Source organism: Undibacterium sp. RTI2.2 (genome assembly GCF_035018705.1).
Lineage (GTDB): Bacteria > Pseudomonadota > Gammaproteobacteria > Burkholderiales > Burkholderiaceae_D > Undibacterium.
The window spans coordinates 88,312-108,319 of record NZ_JASJXN010000008.1; the positions used below are offsets into that span (position 1 = coordinate 88,312).

Genomic DNA, 20,008 nt, shown 5'->3' on the forward strand with positions numbered 1-20,008 from the left:
CTAGGGTATCGCTCATCAGCTTTTTATTGGACACATTATGAGACCATTTTCTCATCTGCTTTTTGGACTATCGGGTGTCGTGGTATTGGTCTCAGCTTGCCAAAAAAAACCAGTACCAGATAATTCTGCTGCGACTGCATCAGCCGATCAGGCGGCCGCATCGGCGACCGCGCCAACCGGCATCGTAAAAAATGCGATACGCCATACCGAGGAGACTGCCGATGTCACCAAGTGGATGGAAATGGCATCAAGTAAAACGCCTGCACAACTTGCTGAAGAGGCGAGATTAGCGAAAGTCGCCAAAGATACGAAGCTGGAGCAAGAGGCTAAATTAGCTTTGGATGCTAAAGCTCTTGCAGCCAAAACGACCACAATTTCACCGGCGGCAGCGGTAGCACATGACCCGGTAAAAACAACTGTTGCTGTAGCTACCCCACCAGCCACCACCGCAATAAAACCGGTGGACACACCGCCGCTCCAGGTGGCTACGGTATCACCCAAACCTGCGCCAGCAGTAGTTGCAGCGCCAACGCCTGCGCAAGCACAATCACAAGATAATTCAGAGCAAAATCAGCCAAAACTATTGTCTAGTGTTCAGCCGACATTCCCGGTTACCGCTACGTTGGCTGGTGTGACTGAGGGCTCTGTGACTGCGCGCGTCAGCATTGGTACCGACGGTAAAGTAGTGCAAGTTGAGATTGTCAAAGCCAGACCGACTAAAGTGTTCGATAAAGAAGTGATTGCCGCAGTATCGCAATGGAGATACGCACCGCTGACCAGCCCGCAAACAAAAATAGTGGAATTGAGTTTTCAAAGTGCCCTCAAATTATTGTCAAGCGTGCAGCCTGTATTTCCTGCCACCGCAACTCAGGCTGGCGTGACAGAAGGTCTGGTCAGTGCCTGTATCAACATTGGTACAGATGGCAAGGTAAGCGCGGTCGAGATTATTAAATCTAAACCAACTAAATTATTTGATAAAGAAGTTATCGCCGCTGCTTCGCAGTGGAAATACGCACCAATCTCCAGCCCACAGACAAAAATACTGGAGTTCAGTCTAAAGCAGGCTAACTAAGGAGGTCGCTTAGATGAAAAAACAAGATGCAAGACAGGTAGCGGAAAAGAAAATAAAGCTAGCTAACCAATCACTCTAAACTAAAAAAGAGTGGAAATCTTATTCCCAGCGAGCAAATTTTTTTCTTGTTGCGAAATTGCCCGCAATCATTTTTCAAGCTTGATAAAAAATACCAATCGGCTAAGCTAGGGTACAAATAAAAATAGAGCATTACCCCTAATTCGTTGCTTTGTGGTGACTTAGCGCCCCTTGAGCGCAAACCGGACATAAATCGAATAATTATTGAGCAGTTTCGACCATCTGTCCGCGCATTTCAGATCATACAAAATCACTCAAGTCTCTCACCACGAGAGATGAACACCGGTTGTTTGAGAGAGTAATTTACCACTACGTTTTACTTAAAAGGGAATATATGAAACTAAAGCCTTACCTCGGTCTGCTTGCATTGCCACTGGCAATCTCCACAGCCTATGCCGCCGATATACCAGATGGCCCGACTATTACGATCAGCGGTTTTGGCACAGCAGCCTTAACCCGCGCCTCCACGGACGACGCAGAATTTGCCCGTGTTCTACAATTAGGCGGGGTCAAAACGACAGCTAAGACAGGACCTGACTCCAATTTTGGTATTCAAGCTACCGCCAATATGAATGACTGGCTCTCATTTACAGCGCAAGGTCTTGTCCGCAAACGCGTCACGGACGAGTTTGGCGGAGAACTCGCCTGGGCATTCGCCAAATTCAAAGTGAATGACAATTTAAATGTCCGCGTAGGTCGTATGGGACTTCCGGTATACATGATTTCTGACTACCTCAACGTGGGCTATGCCAGCACCTATTTGCGTCCACCGGTAGAAATGTACAGTCAGGTCAACTTAGAAAATGTCGACGGAGTTGACGCGATTTATCAAAGCTCTTTTGGCGACACTACGCTGACAACGCAGGTCGCTGCTGGACAAAGTGAAACAAAGGGCAGTGGCAACTCGTACACGGCGAAATTTAAAAGCATTGCCGGACTCAACATGGTCTTAGAGAACGGTCCTTTTACCGTTCGCTTCGGACACATCTACACAAAATTTAGCGTTGATGACTCCCCATCCTTAAACGCCGTGGTCGGCGGTTTAAACCAATTTGGTTTTACATCTCAAGCCAACAGCGTCAAACTTCACGACAACAAAGCGACTTTTACTTCACTCGGACTCACCGTCGACTGGAAAAATATTTTAGTGCAAACGGAATACGGAAAACGTAAATCAGAAAGCGTCTCGTTACCAGATACCTCCTCCTGGTACACGATGTTTGGCTACCGTTTTGGCAAATTTACACCGTATTTCACTCATGGCTCTGTCAAACAAGACAGCCCAAGAACCGTCGCAGGATTACCAACGACAGGACCTTTGGCAGGATTAACGGCAGGCGCTAACATATTTGCATCACTGGCACCGATACAAACCAGTAATAGTATTGGTGTACGTTGGGACTTCAACAAATCCGCAGATCTGAAAATACAATTCGACAGATTATCCCCAGAAAATGGCTCCGGTACCTTCGTGAACGCCAAGCCAACATTCCAGGGTCCCGTGAATGTCGTTGCGGCTGCTATTGATTTTGTATTTTAAGGGGGACGACATGAAAAAAATTATTCAAGCCAGTCTTGCTGCCGCCAGCCTGACATTTTTTGCAGTTCCGGCAATGGCTGAAGTTGTTGCCATCGTTAGTGCAAAAAGTGCAGCTTCTGCTATGTCGGCAGATGAAGTGTCACAATTTTTCCTAGGTAAATCTGCTAAATTAACACCAGTAGATCAGCCGGAAAGTTCTGCAATTCGCTCGGAGTTTTATAAAAAAGTGGCGGACAAAGAACCATCTCAGGTCAAATCAATTTGGTCAAAATTAGTCTTCACTGGCAAAGGCACTCTGCCAAAAGAATACGGCTCAAGTGGCGATGTTAAAAAAGCCGTTGCTGCTGATACTAATTTGATTGGCTATATCGAAAAATCTGCGGTTGATTCCAGTGTCAAAGTAGTCGTCAGTCTTCCATAAGTCTTGTTCAGGTGCGCGCTCTGTTGTGAATAAATATTCTTATAACAGAGCGCTTTAGTTTTGATTTCATTTTCGAATTCAGCTTCAGTCGTAATCTCTTTAGATTTGCAATTTAGTTTGTTGTTGTGCGTTTTTGGTATTGGCGGTTCATTTCATTTTTTTGATGATTTTCCGTTGTATTCACATGCATGATATTCAATATAAAAGAGGTGCTTATGAAATTCAAACCTTATCTCAGTCTGCTTGCATTGCCAATGGCAATCTCCACAGCTTATGCCGCCGATACACCCGATGGCCCGACGATTACGATCAGCGGTTTTGGCACAGCAGCCTTAACCCGCGCCTCCACAGATGACGCAGAATTCGCCCGTGTTATACAGATAGCCGGAGTCAAAACGACGGCTAAAACAGGACCTGATTCCAATTTTGGTATTCAAGCTACTGCCAAAATGAATGATTGGCTATCACTGACGGCTCAAGGTTTAGTACGCAAACAAATTACTGATGAATTCGGAGCCGAATTGAGCTGGGCATTCGCTAAATTTAAAGCCTCTGATAATTTGAGTTTTCGGGTTGGCCGGATGGGTTTGCCGGTATACATGATCTCCGATTATCTTAATGTCGGCTATTCCAATACCTACTTACGTCCTCCGGTAGAAATGTATAGCCAGGTTAATTTGGAGCGTGTGGATGGTATTGACGCAATTTACCAGACATCGTTTGGTGAAAACACGTTCACGAGCCAGGTCGCTTTAGGAAAAAGCGAAACAAAAAGTGCAGGTAATTCCTATACCGCAAAATTTAATACCATCGCCGGTGTGAATCTATTGCTAGAGAATGGACCTTTTTCAGTGCGCTTTGGTCACATATATACCAAATTTAGTGTAGATGACTCCGCGCCATTAAATGCAGTGGTTGGCGGACTGACCCAATTCGGCTTCGTCTCACAAGCTAATAGCATCAAGGTTCACGATAACAAAGCCACGTTTACTTCACTCGGTTTAGGGATCGACTGGAAAAATATTCTGGTGCAATCTGAATATGGCAAACGTAAATCAGAGAGTTTGTCGCTACCTGATACCAGCTCCTGGTACACCATGTTTGGTTACAGGATGGGTAAATTTACGCCTTACTTTACCCATGCTTCGGTCAAGCAAGACAGTCCTAGAACAGTTGCTGGCTTACCTACTACCGGGCCTTTGGCCGGATTGACTGCGGGCGCTAATATATTTGCGTCACTGGCACCGATACAAACCAGTAATAGCATCGGTCTGCGTTGGGACTTTAATAAATCTGCCGATCTGAAATTGCAGTTTGATCGGTTTTCCCCTGAAAATGGATCGGGTACTTTCATCAATGCCAAACCAACATTCCAAGGGCCTGTAAATGTATTCGCGGCTGCGATTGATTTTGTATTTTAAGGAGGCGACATGAAAACAATTTCCCCCCGTATTTTTTTGGCCTTGGGTTTGACCTTCACTTTAACCGCAACAGCATTGCCAGCCATGGCAGATGTCGTGATCGTGGTCAATCCTAAAAACCCGGTAGCAAATATGACGCCGGAACAAGTGGCGCAGTATTTTCTCGGTAAATCCACTACTTTTACGCCGGTAGATCAGCCTGAAAACTCCGCCATACGGGCAGAGTTTTATAAAAAGGTAGCTGATAAAGAGCCCTCCCAAGTAAAGGCAATTTGGTCAAAATTAGTCTTCACCGGCAAAGGTACTTTACCTAAAGAATATGGCTCCAGCGCCGAGGTGAAGAAAGCAGTAGCATCTGACATGAATGCCATCGGCTATATTGAAAAATCCAGTGTAGATGCGACCGTTAAAGTGATCGCGAATTAACGGCTGTTGTGAATCGATGTAGTTGAGAGGAGATTTCTTTTTATGCTTGACCCCAGCGAGAGTCAAAAAAACCGATTAACAATCTAAGTGCAAGTTAAGCTGATGCTCATTCAGCCAAGATAGGAGCAAAACGAATGCGAAGACACAATATTTTTCATTATTTTGATAAAACAAGCTGGGGTAGTTCCCTGTATCTTTTGGTTTACACGTATCGTGTTTGGTAGCAGAGAAATTTTGTATTTAACAACGATTTCGTTCATTTGAATTATCAGCAAATAAAGGCGTAAGACATGAGCATTAAACGCAGAATATGGGCCTTACCAGTCATTGCCACGGTCATTTTCGGTGTTGGTCTGGCAGTCAGTGTATATTTTTCTACCTTAGCGATTTCGTCGATCAAAGCTACTGCTGATGTCGACTATCCCGTACTCGACCGCGCGAAAATTTTATCCTCAGACGTTCAGGGTTTGACAGACATGTTGAGGGACGCGGTATCTGAAGGTGATAAAAAACGTATTGATGCGGTCGCTGAGACGGCCAAAAAAGTCAAAGAAAAACTCAAAAAATTAGGTGACGTGCCTGGCCAAAAAGCACTCGCTGATAAATTAAGCGGCGAGTTTGACGCCTACTATGCACCAGCCTTAAAGGTCGCCAAGATTATGCTGGAAATTGAGCAGGGTGATCCGCAAGCAGAGATTGGCACCATGCAAAGTGCGTTAAAAATCTTACAAGCTGATTTGACCAAAACCGTAGACACTGCCCAAAGTCAATTCACCATGGGTATTGAGAAAAGCGGCGATAACGTGCGCAATGTGCTCTATACCGCAATTCTGGTTGCACTGATGGTGACAGTTTCTCTGGGTGTCGTATCCTTCTTTGTCGTGCGTACGATCTGGCAGCAATTAGGTGGTGAGCCAGAATATGCCCGCGAAATCGCTGCTGCCGTTGCCGCCGGTGATTTGAGTATGGAGATCAGTATCGATGGTGAACATGGAACGAGTTTGCTATCTGCCCTGCAAGAAATGCAGGTGCGTTTGCAGTCTATGGTGGCAGATATTAAAACTTCTGCAGAAACCATTAAAGTTGCTAGCTCAGAGATCGCTTCGGGTAATGCAGACTTATCCAGCCGTACCGAATCGCAAGCCAGCAGCCTGGAAGAAACCGCAAGCTCGATGGAGACATTAACCGATACCGTAAAACAAAATGCCGACAATGCACGTCAGGCAAATCAGTTGGTACAAAGCGCCTCCGGTGTGGCGGTCAAAGGTGGTAATGTGGTGAGCCAGGTGGTAACAACCATGGCAGAGATTAACCAGTCCTCTAAAAAGATCGTCGATATTATTGCGGTAATTGATGGTATCGCTTTTCAAACGAATATTCTGGCACTGAACGCGGCGGTAGAAGCCGCGCGTGCCGGTGAGCAAGGCCGTGGTTTTGCAGTCGTTGCCTCCGAGGTGCGTAATTTGGCGCAAAGAAGTGCCGCCGCCGCTAAAGAAATCAAAACATTGATCGGTGATTCAGTCGATAAAGTTAATATCGGTTCGCAATTGGTGGATCAGGCTGGTAATACGATGGATGAGATCGTTGCCTCGGTTAAACGCGTCAGCGACATCATGGCGGAGATTACATCAGCCAGCCAAGAGCAAAGTGCGGGCATACAAGAGGTCAGCGTTGCTATTGGCCAAATGGATGAGATGACTCAGCAAAACTCCGCCTTGGTAGAACAGGCCGCTGCGGCTGCAGAGTCGCTGGAAGAGCAAGCCGATCATCTGACCCAAGCACTCGATGTATTCAAGTTATCGTCTGTGGCACCGGCATATGGCGGCAAAGCACGACCAGCTAGTCCTGCTGTTAAGACAAAGGCCTACCAGGCAACGGCGATAGGAATGGATTAGATCCTCGGGTCTGATGTCAGAATACTGAGATCAATTCGTTTCCTCCCATCCGCTTGATTGGTTTCAAGCGGATTTTTTATGCCTGAAAAATTGAATGCAAATTGCGTGCAAATTGAATCAATACCGTTGTTCAGGCGTCCAAAGCGATACATTTTTGATAATTACCCATACGTTTATTATTCAAACATTCGTTCGTCTTACTCGTTACGCATATATTCATTCATCAGTATTTTTCTGCATCTTGTTTGGCAATTCCCCATCGTTTTTACTTCATTGGAAGGACTTACCGTGAAATTGGTTTATGACTTGAAGATTTCGGCAAAACTATTTGTGGGCTTTATCACCCTGCTATTGCTCACCTGCTTTCTCGGTGTGTTTTCTATCTATCAGTTAGCGCAGGTTAACCAGACCGCCACGGAGCTTGGTACTAATTGGTTGCCAAGCGTCGATGCCGGGATGGGTATTAAAGAGCGTATCTCCCGTATTCGCTCACAAGAGGCGCAAGTCGTCTCTGCAGAGAGTCCCGAAGAAGCTGATAAATATGCCGGACGGGTCAAAGAGGCCGTTGCCGGGCTCAGAGAATATGAAAAAAAATATCAGGTTTTGATCAGCCTGCCAGAAGAAAAAGCCGAGTTCGACGAGTATCTGAAATTGATGAGTAGCTATCTTGCACTCTCAGACAAAATGGCGACCCTAGCGCATGATGGTAACAATAAGGATGCGACCGCAATTTTGCGTAATGAATCATCCAAGCTAAATACCCAAATTCGCACGATGGTCGACAAATTGGTGAAGATTAACAGTGAGGGCGGCGCTGCCTCCTATCAACATAGTACTGAGGTATATAAGAGCTCGCGCTCGTGGATTATTGGCGTTCTTGCCGCAAGCATTTTGTTAGGGCTGACTTTGGCGTACTGGATTGCTCACGTTGTCTCCAGTCCTTTGCAGTATGCAGTCAAGGTAGCGCAAACGGTAGCATCTGGTGATCTGACTAGCCAGATCAATGTGAACAGCAAGGATGAGACTGGGATGTTGTTGCAGGCGCTCAAAGAAATGAACGCAAGTCTGCTGAAAGTTGTCAGTGAAGTCCGTAACGGAACTGATCAAATTGCGTCTGCGTCGATGCAAATCGCGGAAGGTAATATGGATTTATCCAACCGCACCGAAACTCAGGCCAGTTCATTGGAAGAAACCGCCTCTTCCATGGAGGAGCTGACCTCCACGGTCAGGCATAACAGTGACAATGCACGGCAAGCAAATCAGCTTTCAATTTCTGCCACGCAGGTAGCGATAAAAGGCGGTGATGTGGTCTCACAAGTGGTCGACACAATCGGGTCGATTAATGCCTCATCGAAAAAAATCGTCGATATTATCGGTGTGATCGACAGCATCGCTTTTCAGACGAATATTCTGGCATTGAATGCTGCGGTTGAGGCTGCCCGTGCGGGTGAGCAGGGACGTGGATTTGCCGTGGTTGCTTCAGAAGTGCGTAATCTGGCCCAACGTTCTGCCAGCGCAGCAAAAGAGATTAAAGAATTGATCAATGATTCGGTCGAAAAAGTAGGTCAGGGGTCTCGACTGGTGGATCAGGCTGGCAATACGATGAATGAGGTGGTTGAAAGCGTTAGACGGGTCAGCGATATCATCAGCGAGATCACTGCCGCGGGCGCAGAACAAAACTCAGGGATTAATCAGATCAATACTGCCATCACACAAATGGATGAGGTCACGCAACAGAATGCGGCATTGGTAGAGGAGGCTGCTGCCGCAGCAAAATCCTTGCAGGATCAGGCCGCTAAATTGAGTCAGGTCGTCAGTGTATTCAAACTTGATCAAACTAGCGTCAACCAGACTTCAGCCGGTAAACCAGCTGTCATCGTTGCACGTTCAGCGCCTATGGCAAACAAGCCCAAACCTGCAACCCGCGTACTTCCAAAGCCAGTCATGTCAGCTCCGCGTAATGGTAATTCTAGCGCAGCAAAGTCTAAAGTCGCCACGGCAGAAACGGATGATTGGGAAGAGTTCTAAGAAAAACCCCCTGCCAGCTGGTGTATTGAATACCAAGCTGACAGGTTCTTAAGCATGTCTAAAATCTGAAACTCACCAGACGCTAAGGTAGTGCTATTGCGATACCTTAACCATAAAAAAACATCTGCAAAACAATATACTCCCCCTAATTTTTACTAAAAACGCAATATTGTCCAGAGATTACATGGACAATAAAATATACATAGTGGGAGTATGTATTTTCAGGTAATTAACTTAATTCAGTTTGCTGGACAATAATGCGCGATACCAAGCCGTATTCACTGGCCTCAGACGCATTCATCCAATAGTCGCGGTCGATGTCGGTGGTGACTCTCTCCAACGACTGTCCTGACTCTTTTGCAATCAATGCTGCAATACGTTCACGAACTTTGACGATTTCACGCGCCTGGATTGCGATGTCACTGGCTTGTCCGCCAGCGCCGCCGCTTGGTTGATGGATCAGGAAGCGGGTATTAGTCAAGCAGAAGCGACGCTCTTTTGGCACGGCCAAAAATACATTCACTGCGGCGCTGCCGACCCAGCCCGTGCCAACCATATTGACCGGAGCATCGATAAATTTGACGATATCATGGATGACATCGCCGGATTCCACGTGACCACCAGGCGACGATACGAGAACTGTGATCGGCTCTTTGGACTCTGCCGCCAGCGCAATCAGGCGATTGCTCACATCGGCTGCCATCTTATCGTTGATCGTGCCAAACACCAGCACGGTCCGTGATTTAAAGGCTTTTTCTTCCAGAAAAGGGCTACGTGGTGCGCTGTCGTTGTTATTTTCGTCGGCCATAATATTATCGCTTGGTTGGATTGGTGAAATGAGGAAAATTTTGTATAACTTTTGTTAGATGGCTATGGGCTTGGATTTTTCAAGTAGGCTTCTGCCAGTCTGACCCAATAAGTTGCGCCGATTGGTAGCAAATCATCGTTAAAGTCATAACTGGGGTTGTGTAGATTGCATGGCCCCAAGCCATGGCCAATATCGCGGTGCTCGCCATCGCCATTCCCTAAGAAAACATAGCAGCCAGGCTTGGCCTGCAACATAAACGCGAAATCTTCTGCGCCCATGGTGGGTTCTACCTGTGCATCGACGCGGTCGTTCCCAACGATGGAGCGCATCACATCGACTGCAAAGGCGGTTTCTTTGGCATGATTGATCAGCGGTGGATAGTTGCGTGTAAAGTTAAAGTCGACCGAGGCGTCAAATGCAGCGGCAGTGTGTTCTGCAATCGCGCGCATCCGGTTTTCCAGCAGATCAACTACCGATGTGGTAAAGCCGCGTACCGTACCGATTAAGCTGGCTTCATCGGGTATGACGTTGGTGGCGCTGCCGGCATGAATTTGGGTAATGGACAGCACAGCAGTATCCAGCGGACTTTTGTTGCGGGTGATAATCGTTTGCCAGCTCTGCGCAATTTGCACAGCGACCATAATAGGATCGATGCCCTTATGAGGTTGCGCCGCATGCGCGCCTTTACCTTTGATGGTGACTTCAAATTCGTTGGAGGATGCCATCATCGGTCCGGCAGTGACCCCGAAACTGCCAGCTGCTGCACCGGGCCAGTTATGCATACCAAATACGGCTTCCATCGGACATTGTTCAAACAAACCATCATCCATCATGCGCTTAGCACCACCACCACCTTCTTCCGCCGGTTGGAAGATGGCATAGACCGTTCCGTCAAATTCCCGATGTTGAGACAAGTAATGCGCTGCGCCCAACAGCATCGCCGTATGGCCATCATGGCCGCAGGCATGCATTTTGCCTTCGTTTTTTGATGCGTGAGGAAAGGTATTAAATTCTTGCATGGGTAAAGCATCAATGTCGGCACGCAAGCCGATGGCCCGTTGGCTGGTACCGTTTTTGATGATGCCGACAACGCCGGTAGTTCCAAGGCCACGAATGACAGGGATGCCCCATTCTTGTAACTTGTGGGCGACCACGTCTGAGGTACGGTGTTCTTCGAAACTTAGCTCGGGATGCGCGTGAATGTCGCGTCGGATTTGTTGAAGTTCGGTATGAAACTGAAGGATAGGGTCAATCAAATGCATGATGTTCTCCGGACAAATAGTGAGTGATTGCAGCGCTAAGAGTTCACTCAGGATACTTGCTAATTTGTTGCGCCAAAAGAGTGCGCAGTGTATGTTGTTGCACAATGCAGACTGGCAATTAATCTTGCAACGCACGCCGTCGTCGGTTCGTTGGGGAGCAATCGCACTATGTTCTTGTCGTCAATGCTTGTTGTAAAAGTCAGTGATATCAACGGGTTTAAAAAGTAGTGCTTAGAAACAGTATTAATAAGTTCAAGTGTAAATCATTTTGCCTCAATCAGAATTGAGTTGGTTTTTCATCCTGATAGTTTGATTGCTGGCACTGTCCCAACCGATTTTAAAGGAGTCGTCGATGTCGATGTTGCATAAAATTAAGAGCAAAATCAAACCACGCACCGTGTTGTTAGCTGCAAGTATCTCGGCTTTCCTCGTGGTGTCGCCGATCAGCTTTGCGCAGGAATTTAAATTGGCGATGAGTTCGCCACCAACGTCGCTCGACCCCCATTTTTATAACGTCTTTCCAAATCTCAATGTCTCAGACCATATGTTTGAGACTTTAGTCACCATGGATGCCGATAGCCATATTATTCCTGGCCTCGCGGAGTCATGGACGCTGGTCAATAACTTGACTTGGGAGTTAAAGCTGCGTAAAGGCATTAAATTTCATGATGGTTCTGAAATGACGGCCGATGATGTGATCTGGTCATTGGATCGTCCTGCAAATATCGTTGGCAGCCCTGGCAAGTTTGATGTCTACACCAAGGCAATCATTAACAAGAAGGTTGTTGATGCTTATACGATTCGGCTGACGACTAAAGAGCCTTATCCACTGATGTTGCCAGATTTGTCCGCGATTTATATTGTCTCTAAAAAAGCGACCCAAGGTTTGACCAGCGACGATTTTTCTAGCGGCAAAGGGATGGTCGGAACAGGTCCGTATAAATTCGTGAAGTTCCTGCGGGATGACAGGATTGAGATGGACCGCTTCGATGGATATTGGGGTAAAAAAGCCGGTAAATGGAGCAAAGTGACTTTGCGTTTTATTCCTAACGGTGCGACCCGTATTGCGGCTTTGTTAGCGGGTGATGTGCAAGCCTTAGAGAACGTACCCACCCCCGATGTTGCCCGTATCCGTAGCGACACCAATTTGACCATGATGTCAAAAGTATCGCACCGCCTGATCTATTTATATCTGGACGGTACCCGCGATAAATCTCCTTTCATCACGGACAAAGATGGCAAGCCTATGGATAAAAATCCATTGAAAGATATCCGTGTCCGTAAAGCGATTTCGATGGCGATCAATCGTGACGCGATTAAAGATCGTGTTATGGAAGGACTGTCACAGCCGACTGCCAACTTGGTTCCTATCACTTTATTTGGGCATAATCCCGAACTCAAAGTCATGAAATACGATCCAGATATGGCTAAAAAATTATTGACCGAGGCTGGTTATCCCAACGGCTTTAGTGTCACCATCCAGACCCCGAATAATCGTTATGTCAATGATGAGAAAATTACCCAAACAATTGCCCAAATGCTGTCAAAAATTGGTATTGCAGCTAAGGTAGAAGGTATGCCAATGTCGATCTACGCCTCCCGTGGAATTAAGCGCGAATACTCAATCGGCTTGCTCGGCTGGGGCGCGCAGACGGGTGAAGTCTCTTCCCCTTTACGCGCGATTGCCGCCTGTGATGAGCCTGAAAAAGGGTTTGGCGGTAACAACTACCTCAAATATTGCAATCCTAAAGTGAATGAAATCTTAGGTAAGGCAATGAACACGGTAGACGATAAAGTCCGCCTGAAGTTATTGCAAGATGCTACTGCGCTAGTGATCAATGATGCCGAGATCATTCCGATTCATCAACAGGTGACGACCTGGGCGATGAAGAAGAATATTACCTATATTCCCCGTACCGACGAACGTACTCATGCCTACGATTTTAGTGCCAAATAATCAGACCTAAATATCGATAAGTGTCTAAAGCATCAAGACCCCTCACCACAGAGGCACAGAGACACAGAGACACAGAGGAACAACAAAAAAAGAGAAAGGCAGGTTTTGCTGTTCTATTGATTTTCTCGGTATTTATTCTTCCTCTGTGTCTCTGTGGTGAGGGGTTTTGGTTTTTGCGTAATTCCTATTGATGTAAGTTTTGACAGTGGAACAGGAAGCAGCATGTTGGTTTTTATTATTCGACGTCTGATGCAAAGCGTCATCGTTTTACTGGTGATGTCGCTGCTGGTGTTTGCCGGCGTGTACGCAATCGGTAACCCGATTGATGTATTGATTAGCCCAGACGCCGATCAGCTAGAGCGTGCCCGCACCATTGCCGCATTTGGTTTAGATAAACCGATGGTGGAGCAATATTTTATATTTTTAAAAAATGCACTCAGCGGTGATATGGGACGCTCGTTTGCTTTTTCTACGCCCGCTCTTGCCCTGATTTTTGAACGCATGCCAGCAACGATGGAGCTCGCCGTCTGCGCCATCTTTTTGTCGGTCGTGATGGGCATACCGCTTGGTTTGTGGGCGGGTTTGCGTCCCAACGGCGTAGCGGGAAAAACGATTATGGCGGTTTCCATTTTCGGTTTTTCATTGCCTACATTTTGGGTAGGGTTGATGCTGATTATGGTGTTTGCCGTGCAGTTAGGCTGGTTGCCCTCCAGTGGACGTGGCGAAACCAGTTTGCTCTTCGGTATTCCCGTAAGTTTTTTAAGTTGGGACGGTCTGCGACATATACTGATGCCCGCATTTAATCTGGCCTTGTTTAACGTCGCATTGGTCATACGCCTGACGCGCGCTGGTGCGCAAGAAGCGCTGTTGCAAGACTATGTCAAATTTGCACGTGCCAAGGGTTTGCGAAATAGCCGCATCATTGGCGTGCATGTACTCAAAAATATTTTAATACCGATCATTACCGTGATTGCTTTGCAATTTGGTTCGATTATTGCGTTCGCGATTGTGACGGAATCGGTGTTCGCCTGGCCGGGCATGGGTAAGCTGATTATTGATTCTATCCGCGTATTGGATCGACCAGTCATCGTGGCGTATTTGCTGCTGATTGTGACGATGTTTATTTTGATTAATCTGGTGGTAGATGTTTTGTATTCTTTGCTCGATCCACGAGTCCGACTTTCTGAGAGCAAATCATGACGACGACATTGCAAAAACCAGCAGCGCCGTTTAAAGCGGATACGCCGTTCCGGCGATTTACCCGTCAATTTTTTGAAAGCAAAATCGCTACAGCAGGCTTAGTGTTGCTGGTCTTGATTTTGTTAGCAGCACTTTTCGCCCCCTGGATATCGCCGCAAAATCCCTACGATCTCAGCAATTTAGATGTGATGGATTCGCGGCTAGAGCCTGGTCAGATGTCGGCCGATGGCAAATTACGTTTTCTGATGGGCACTGATGAGCAGGGACGTGACATGCTCTCTGCGATTATTTACGGCTTACGTATTTCAGTGATGGTTGGTGTTAGCAGTACCGTGATTGCTTTGGTGATTGGCTTAACGTTGGGGCTGTTCGCTGGCTATGCAGGTGGCAAGATCGAATCGTTAATTATGCGGATTGCCGATATCCAATTGTCGTTTCCTCCGATTTTGATTGCCTTGATTTTGCTGGCGCTGAGCGGGCAGGGCGTGGGCAAAATCATCATCGCGCTGGTCGCAGTGCAATGGGCTTACTACGCCCGCACCGCAAGGAGCGCAGCCTTGGTGGAGCGCAAAAAGGAATATGTGGAAGCTGCAATAGGCTTGGGTTTGTCACCTGCCCGGATTATTTTGCGACATCTGCTACCTAATTGCTTACCGCCGTTGATTGTGATCGCTGCATTGCAGGTAGCTTCGGCGATTTCACTAGAGGCGACGTTATCCTTTTTAGGTTTGGGTTTGCCAGTCACTGAACCCTCACTGGGATTGCTGATTGCAAATGGCTTCCAATATCTGCTGTCGGGTAAATACTGGATCAGTTTCTTCCCGGGCATCGCTTTATTAGTGACGGTAGTGTCCATCAACCTGGTAGCCGATCAGTTGCGCGATGTGCTCAATCCGCGTTTGCAGACACAATAAGAGGACGTGATGCCAGAACTAAAACAAGCAACGCAACCTACGCAACCTACTCTGATTGTCGAAGGATTGACGACCGAATTCCATACCCGCGCAGGAATAGCAACCGCAGTGAATGATGTCTCGTTCTCGGTGATGCCTGGTCAAATTATGGGATTAGTGGGGGAGTCTGGTTCGGGCAAATCGATGACCGGTTATTCCATCATGGGTTTGATTGATGCGCCGGGTAAAGTCGTGGGTGGTCAAATTTTACTCAAAGGTCAGGACTTGCGGGCGATGTCTGCAGAGCAAATGCGCCAGGTAAGAGGTGACCGCATTGCGATGATTTTTCAAGATCCGATGATGACTTTAAATCCGGTATTGCGGATAGATACGCAAATGACCGAGGCCATTTTCGCCCATCACAAAGTAAGTAAATCTGCTGCGATGGAAATGGCACGTGATGCTTTGGTGCGGGTAGGCATTCCTTCACCGGACGAGCGGTTGATGTCGTATCCGCATCAATTTTCTGGCGGCATGCGTCAACGCGTGGCGATTGCGATTGCTCTGCTGAATAAACCTGATCTGATTATTTGCGACGAGCCGACAACGGCCTTGGACGTGACGATACAAGGACAAATTCTGTTTGAGATGCAAAAACTTTGCCGCGAATCCGGTACCTCCTTAATCTGGATCACGCATGACTTATCGGTGATCGCCGGATTGGCCGATACCGTGAGCGTAATGTATGCTGGCCGGATTGTTGAGAGCGGCACGGTGGAGCAAGTGCTGAACCAACCACGTCACCCTTATACCTATGGCTTGATCGCCTCGGCGCCGTCACGCAACCCGCGTGGTCAGGCTTTACATCAGATTCCCGGAATGACACCCTCTTTATTAAACTTGCCAGTCGGTTGTGCTTTTCGTGAGCGTTGTAGTCAGGCGCAGAGCGATTGTGCCAATGTGCCAGCTTTAACAGAGATCGATGGTCGCGCTGTGCGTTGTTTTCACCCAATACCCGCAGAGAGCGAGTTAGTCGCATGAGCATTATTCACTCTGACGCTACACCGATATTAGAGCTACGCAATGTCAGCAAACGTTTCGTCAAACCATTGGATACCGCCGCCAAGATCGCCAATGTGTTTGGTGCCAATATGCAGCAACAGACCGTGCACGCGGTTGATCAAGTGAATCTGGTGGTGCAAGCCGGTGAGGTGGTTGGTCTGGTCGGTGAATCTGGTTGTGGCAAATCGACTCTAGGACGCATGGCGGTCGGTTTGCATTCGTTGTCTGAGGGATCGCGTTGGTGGCGAGGACAAGAAGTCAAGCAAATGGATCGCGCTGCGCAGCGCAAGGTACAGCTTGGCATACAAATGATTTTTCAAGATCCGTATGCATCGCTGAATCCTCGTATGCGAGTGCAAGGCATTATTGGCGAAGCGCCTGTTGTACATCAGATTATTTCAGGCTCTGAACAAAAGTCTTATGTAGAAAATTTGTTGCAGCGAGTTGGTTTAGATCCCGCTGTTTTACGACGCTTTCCACATCAGTTTTCTGGCGGACAGCGTGCGCGGATAGGAATTGCCCGCGCGCTGGCCGTGAAGCCCGAATTTTTGGTCTGTGATGAAGCCGTCGCTGCGTTAGATGTGTCGATTCAGGCGCAAGTGCTGAACTTGTTCATGCAGCTGCGGCAGGAATTGAATCTGACTTATTTGTTTATTAGCCATGATCTTGGCGTCGTACGCCATTTATCAGATCGTGTAGTGATTATGTATTTGGGCAAAGTGGTGGAGTCGGCACCTGCAGAAGAGATATTTGGACACGCCAACCATCCTTATACGCAAGCATTGATGGCCGCAGCACCTAAGCTAGAGGTGAAAAAAACCACATTTTTTGCCATTAAGGGTGAAATTCCATCCCCACTGAATCCACCCGCTGGATGCTATTTTCATCCACGCTGTCCGCATGCCATGCCGCGTTGCGCAGTCGAACAGCCCGCTCTCAGAGAGATAGCACCGCAACATTTTTCAGCATGTCATTTAAATGAATCCAGCGGTGGGTAATTCTACTTATTAACTTGTTGCTCCAAATGAACATTATGTGTTTTGGAAATGACTGGTATACGAAAAATAAAGCAGCCTTATTTGCTGCGCTGCGATAAAGTTCAGTTGTCTCCTCCAACACCGTAAAGGTTTGGATTTCAGCCCGCAACCTTAAGGTCGCGGGCTTTTTTTTGCCTATGAAATCAATAGTAGTTTGTTCCGCATAGAAAATGACGGGCTTTCCTATGGAAGTAAATTCGCTTTGATGTTGCGTAATATTTTGAGGGAAAATTTAGAGGGAAGACTCGGTAATTTGATATTCGCTTTGTGAATGATTGATATGCAAAAATAATGTTTTGTTTATTTGCTGCACTGCGATATAGTTACACCTGTCTCCTCCAACACCGTAAAGGTTTGGATTTCAGCCCGCACACTCTGCGGGCTTTTTTTTGCCTAAAATTTAACTACGAATTTAATTGGGGGCATCTGAATTTATGCGATCTGATATGACGTTGTTTTGCCGCGATAATTTGTGATTGAAAATATACTGCTGTAAGTATATTTTAGACATCCAAATAATGATTGGACATCAAGCCTAATTGCTAAAATTTTATGGGGAGTATATTAATTTGGCGGCAAGCGGTTGTAGCAAACAAGCCGCAACTTGTATTGGTTATGTTGGTCTTAGTCGAGTCGCTACACGCATATGCCAAAAGTTCAAACCGCTTCGTCAGATCAGCTTACATCAGTGCAGACGCACATATTCATCTAACTCGTTTAGCCACACCTGCTTTTGTTCCGGCGATGCGAAGGAAGCACAGAAGCTGTTTTTTGCTAACTGTATTAATTCGGCGCGTGTCAATTCCAGCGCGTCGGCTGTGGCGATGAAGTTAGTATTCATATAGCCACCAAAATACGCAGGATCGTCGGAGTTGATGGTGATGCACAGACCCACACGCAACATGCGCGCCAGATTGTGCTGACGCAAATCGGATACTACGCAGAGTTTTAAATTAGACAAAGGGCAGACCGTCAGTGGCATTTGTGTTTGCTGCAAACGCTGCATCAGCGCGGCGTCTTCCTCCGCCCTGACGCCGTGGTCAATGCGTTCTACTTGCAAGACATCAAGTGCGCTGTGGATGTAGGCTGGCGGGCCTTCTTCGCCTGCATGTGCGACCAGGCGGAAACCTAGCTCTAATGATTTGGCGAATACGCGGGTAAATTTTTCTGGTGGATTGCCAACCTCTGAAGAATCAAGGCCGATGCCATTCCACAGATCGGCATATGCATCACGCAGCGCTAAGGCCGCATCCAGCGTAGCGAAGGCGTCTTCTTCACTAAGATGGCGCAAGAAGCATAAAATCATACTGCCGGAAAAATCATGTTCTGCTTTGGCCTCGCGCAAGGCGCGTGCAATACCAGCGAACACGACCTCAGTGGCAATCCCTCTGGCGGTATGCGTTTGCGGATCAAAAAATAATTCGACATGGCGCACATTGTCAGCCAATGCCCGTTGGATGTAGGCCATGGTCAAATCATAAAAATCCTGCTCGGTCTGTAACACTGCAGCACCAGCGTAATACAGATCGAGAAACGATTGCAGGTCACTAAAGTTGTATGCAGCACGGATCTCTTCTACAGATGCGTATGGCAGTTTGACCGCATTGCGTTGCGCCAGTGCGAACATCAATTCTGGCTCAAGCGAGCCTTCAATATGCAAATGAAGTTCGGCTTTCGGCAGGCCACAAATAAAGTCGTGTAAGTGATTACTCATAGCGTTGCTGTACTCAAAATAGAAGATGGATTAGTCGGTATGTTTGTAACTGAGTTTGCAACTGCGTTTATAACTGAGTTTCTAGCTGCATTTGCACTCAATACCGGATTCGCTGGCAGTGCAGGGATGGTTGACCATAACTGCAATAATTGTGCGGCAACTGCAACCGCAATCACGCCTGGTTCTTTGCCTGTGATACCTGGCAAGCCGATAGGGCAAATCATGCTTTGTAATGCGAAGACGGGAATGCCACGCTCTTTTAATCGATGCTCAAAACTGGCACGTTTGGTCTGCGAGCCTATCAGTCCAAACCACGCTGCGTCGCCTCTTTTTAAAATTTGTTCACTCAAACGTAAATCTAAGCCGTGATGATGCGTCATCACCAGAAAATACGTACTAGCGTCAGCCTGAGCGATGACGGCTTCCGGTGTGTCGGTAGCTTCGGTTTGTACGTTAGCAGGTAATTGTGCCGGGAACAAATGATCGCGTTCGTCTACCCACAAAATTCGGCAAGGAATTTGCGATAGAACTTGCACTAAGGCGGCACCGACATGACCAGCACCAAACAAAATCAGTTGCGGTAACACTGGTTGCTGTTGCTGAAAATGACTGAGCTGCGTTATAAATTCTGCATCGCTCCATTGATCCAGGCGATCAAGCTGAATCTGCACAGCGCCGCCGCAGCATTGCCCCAGACTAGGGCCAAGTGCCAGTTTCTCAGTACGTGGTGAGCTTGTTTTAAATACGGTTTCAGATAGCCACAAGTGCGCCATTGCCAGCGCTTTCCATTCCAGATGCCCGCCACCGATCGTGCTGTATTGCGTGGTGGGTGTGACCAACATACGTGTGCCTGTGCCACGGGGCGTAGAGCCAAGTGCCGCGGTGATAGTAACTAATACCGCATGACGCTGATTTGACGACGTGGTACTAAGACTTTTCAAGCCACTGAGCCAATCGAGCGGGGAAATGGACGAGGTCATGATGGAGGCGTTTAGTGAGGCTTAGTAGCGCCTATTGGCACTTGTGAGGACAAAAATGCATGAAGCCTGACAATAGCATTTCTACTATCTCATTGCATACAGCTAAGTGTATGCAAGCCATCACTGGTAGATGATTGAATAACCCTGAGCGCAGAGCGTGCTCAAGGGTCATGTAGAGCTTCTGTGATTCAAATAGATCGCGATCTTTTACGAC

Annotated in this window: 16 protein-coding genes; 12 read left to right on the forward strand and 4 right to left on the reverse strand. The window is 47.3% G+C overall.

The genetic code is table 11. The annotated features are described in order from the left end of the window. The first annotated feature begins 37 nt into the window (after positions 1-37). The 7 genes from QN395_RS06420 (at position 38) to QN395_RS06450 (ending at position 8,881) form a co-directional block, all read left to right on the forward strand. Positions 38-1,072, forward strand: coding sequence for a TonB family protein (locus tag QN395_RS06420; protein ID WP_323491804.1), 1,035 nt, complete (start codon positions 38-40; stop codon positions 1,070-1,072). A 412-nt stretch (positions 1,073-1,484) separates the two neighbouring features. Further along, entirely contained in the window at positions 1,485-2,690 is a 1,206-nt protein-coding gene (locus QN395_RS06425; protein ID WP_322120373.1) for a porin, read from the forward strand. A gap of 10 nt (positions 2,691-2,700) precedes the next feature. Continuing rightward, positions 2,701-3,111, forward strand: coding sequence for a hypothetical protein (locus QN395_RS06430; RefSeq protein WP_322120372.1), 411 nt, complete (start codon positions 2,701-2,703; stop codon positions 3,109-3,111). A 215-nt stretch (positions 3,112-3,326) separates the two neighbouring features. Beyond that, positions 3,327-4,532: a hypothetical protein gene (locus QN395_RS06435; RefSeq protein WP_323491805.1), complete on the forward strand. Its 1,206-nt coding sequence runs from the start codon at positions 3,327-3,329 to the stop codon at positions 4,530-4,532. A gap of 9 nt (positions 4,533-4,541) precedes the next feature. Next, positions 4,542-4,958 carry a substrate-binding domain-containing protein gene (locus QN395_RS06440; protein WP_322120370.1) on the forward strand — a complete coding sequence of 139 codons (417 nt, stop codon included), beginning with the start codon at positions 4,542-4,544 and terminating at the stop codon, positions 4,956-4,958. Between the two features lie 290 nt (positions 4,959-5,248). Further along, positions 5,249-6,853 (forward strand): methyl-accepting chemotaxis protein, encoded by a 1,605-nt coding sequence (locus QN395_RS06445; RefSeq protein ID WP_322120369.1) that lies wholly within the window; start codon positions 5,249-5,251, stop codon positions 6,851-6,853. Positions 6,854-7,141: 288 nt separating this feature from the next. After that, a complete protein-coding gene (locus QN395_RS06450; RefSeq protein ID WP_322120368.1) occupies positions 7,142-8,881 on the forward strand; it encodes a methyl-accepting chemotaxis protein in 1,740 nt (579 codons plus the stop codon). Between the two features lie 229 nt (positions 8,882-9,110). Here QN395_RS06450 and QN395_RS06455 read toward each other — a convergent pair whose 3' ends face one another. Together QN395_RS06455 and QN395_RS06460 are read right to left on the reverse strand one after the other, a co-directional pair. After that, positions 9,111-9,689 (reverse strand): ATP-dependent Clp protease proteolytic subunit, encoded by a 579-nt coding sequence (locus QN395_RS06455; protein ID WP_322120367.1) that lies wholly within the window; start codon positions 9,687-9,689, stop codon positions 9,111-9,113. Positions 9,690-9,751: 62 nt separating this feature from the next. Continuing rightward, a complete protein-coding gene (locus QN395_RS06460) occupies positions 9,752-10,951 on the reverse strand; it encodes a M20 aminoacylase family protein (protein WP_323491806.1) in 1,200 nt (399 codons plus the stop codon). Positions 10,952-11,303: 352 nt separating this feature from the next. Here QN395_RS06460 and QN395_RS06465 point away from each other — a divergent pair, with 352 nt between their 5' ends. The 5 genes from QN395_RS06465 (at position 11,304) to QN395_RS06485 (ending at position 17,061) form a co-directional block, all read left to right on the forward strand. After that, complete coding sequence (locus tag QN395_RS06465) at positions 11,304-12,908, forward strand: ABC transporter substrate-binding protein (RefSeq protein ID WP_416200128.1); 1,605 nt, start codon at positions 11,304-11,306, stop codon at positions 12,906-12,908. Between the two features lie 222 nt (positions 12,909-13,130). Then, a complete protein-coding gene (locus tag QN395_RS06470) occupies positions 13,131-14,108 on the forward strand; it encodes an ABC transporter permease (RefSeq protein WP_322120365.1) in 978 nt (325 codons plus the stop codon). Continuing rightward, positions 14,105-15,022: an ABC transporter permease gene (locus QN395_RS06475; RefSeq protein ID WP_322120364.1), complete on the forward strand. Its 918-nt coding sequence runs from the start codon at positions 14,105-14,107 to the stop codon at positions 15,020-15,022. Before QN395_RS06470 ends, QN395_RS06475 begins: the two co-directional genes overlap by 4 nt. A 9-nt stretch (positions 15,023-15,031) precedes the next feature. Continuing rightward, positions 15,032-16,042 carry an ABC transporter ATP-binding protein gene (locus QN395_RS06480; protein WP_322120363.1) on the forward strand — a complete coding sequence of 337 codons (1,011 nt, stop codon included), beginning with the start codon at positions 15,032-15,034 and terminating at the stop codon, positions 16,040-16,042. Further along, positions 16,039-17,061, forward strand: a complete 1,023-nt coding sequence (locus tag QN395_RS06485; protein WP_322120362.1) for an ABC transporter ATP-binding protein — start codon at positions 16,039-16,041, stop codon at positions 17,059-17,061. Before QN395_RS06480 ends, QN395_RS06485 begins: the two co-directional genes overlap by 4 nt. A gap of 724 nt (positions 17,062-17,785) precedes the next feature. Here QN395_RS06485 and QN395_RS06490 read toward each other — a convergent pair. Then, positions 17,786-18,814 carry an adenosine deaminase gene (locus QN395_RS06490; RefSeq protein ID WP_322120361.1) on the reverse strand — a complete coding sequence of 343 codons (1,029 nt, stop codon included), beginning with the start codon at positions 18,812-18,814 and terminating at the stop codon, positions 17,786-17,788. Next, positions 18,811-19,794, reverse strand: coding sequence for a xanthine dehydrogenase accessory protein XdhC (gene xdhC / locus QN395_RS06495; protein WP_322120360.1), 984 nt, complete (start codon positions 19,792-19,794; stop codon positions 18,811-18,813). The genes QN395_RS06490 and xdhC overlap by 4 nt, the downstream gene beginning before the upstream one ends. Positions 19,795-20,008 lie beyond the last annotated feature (214 nt).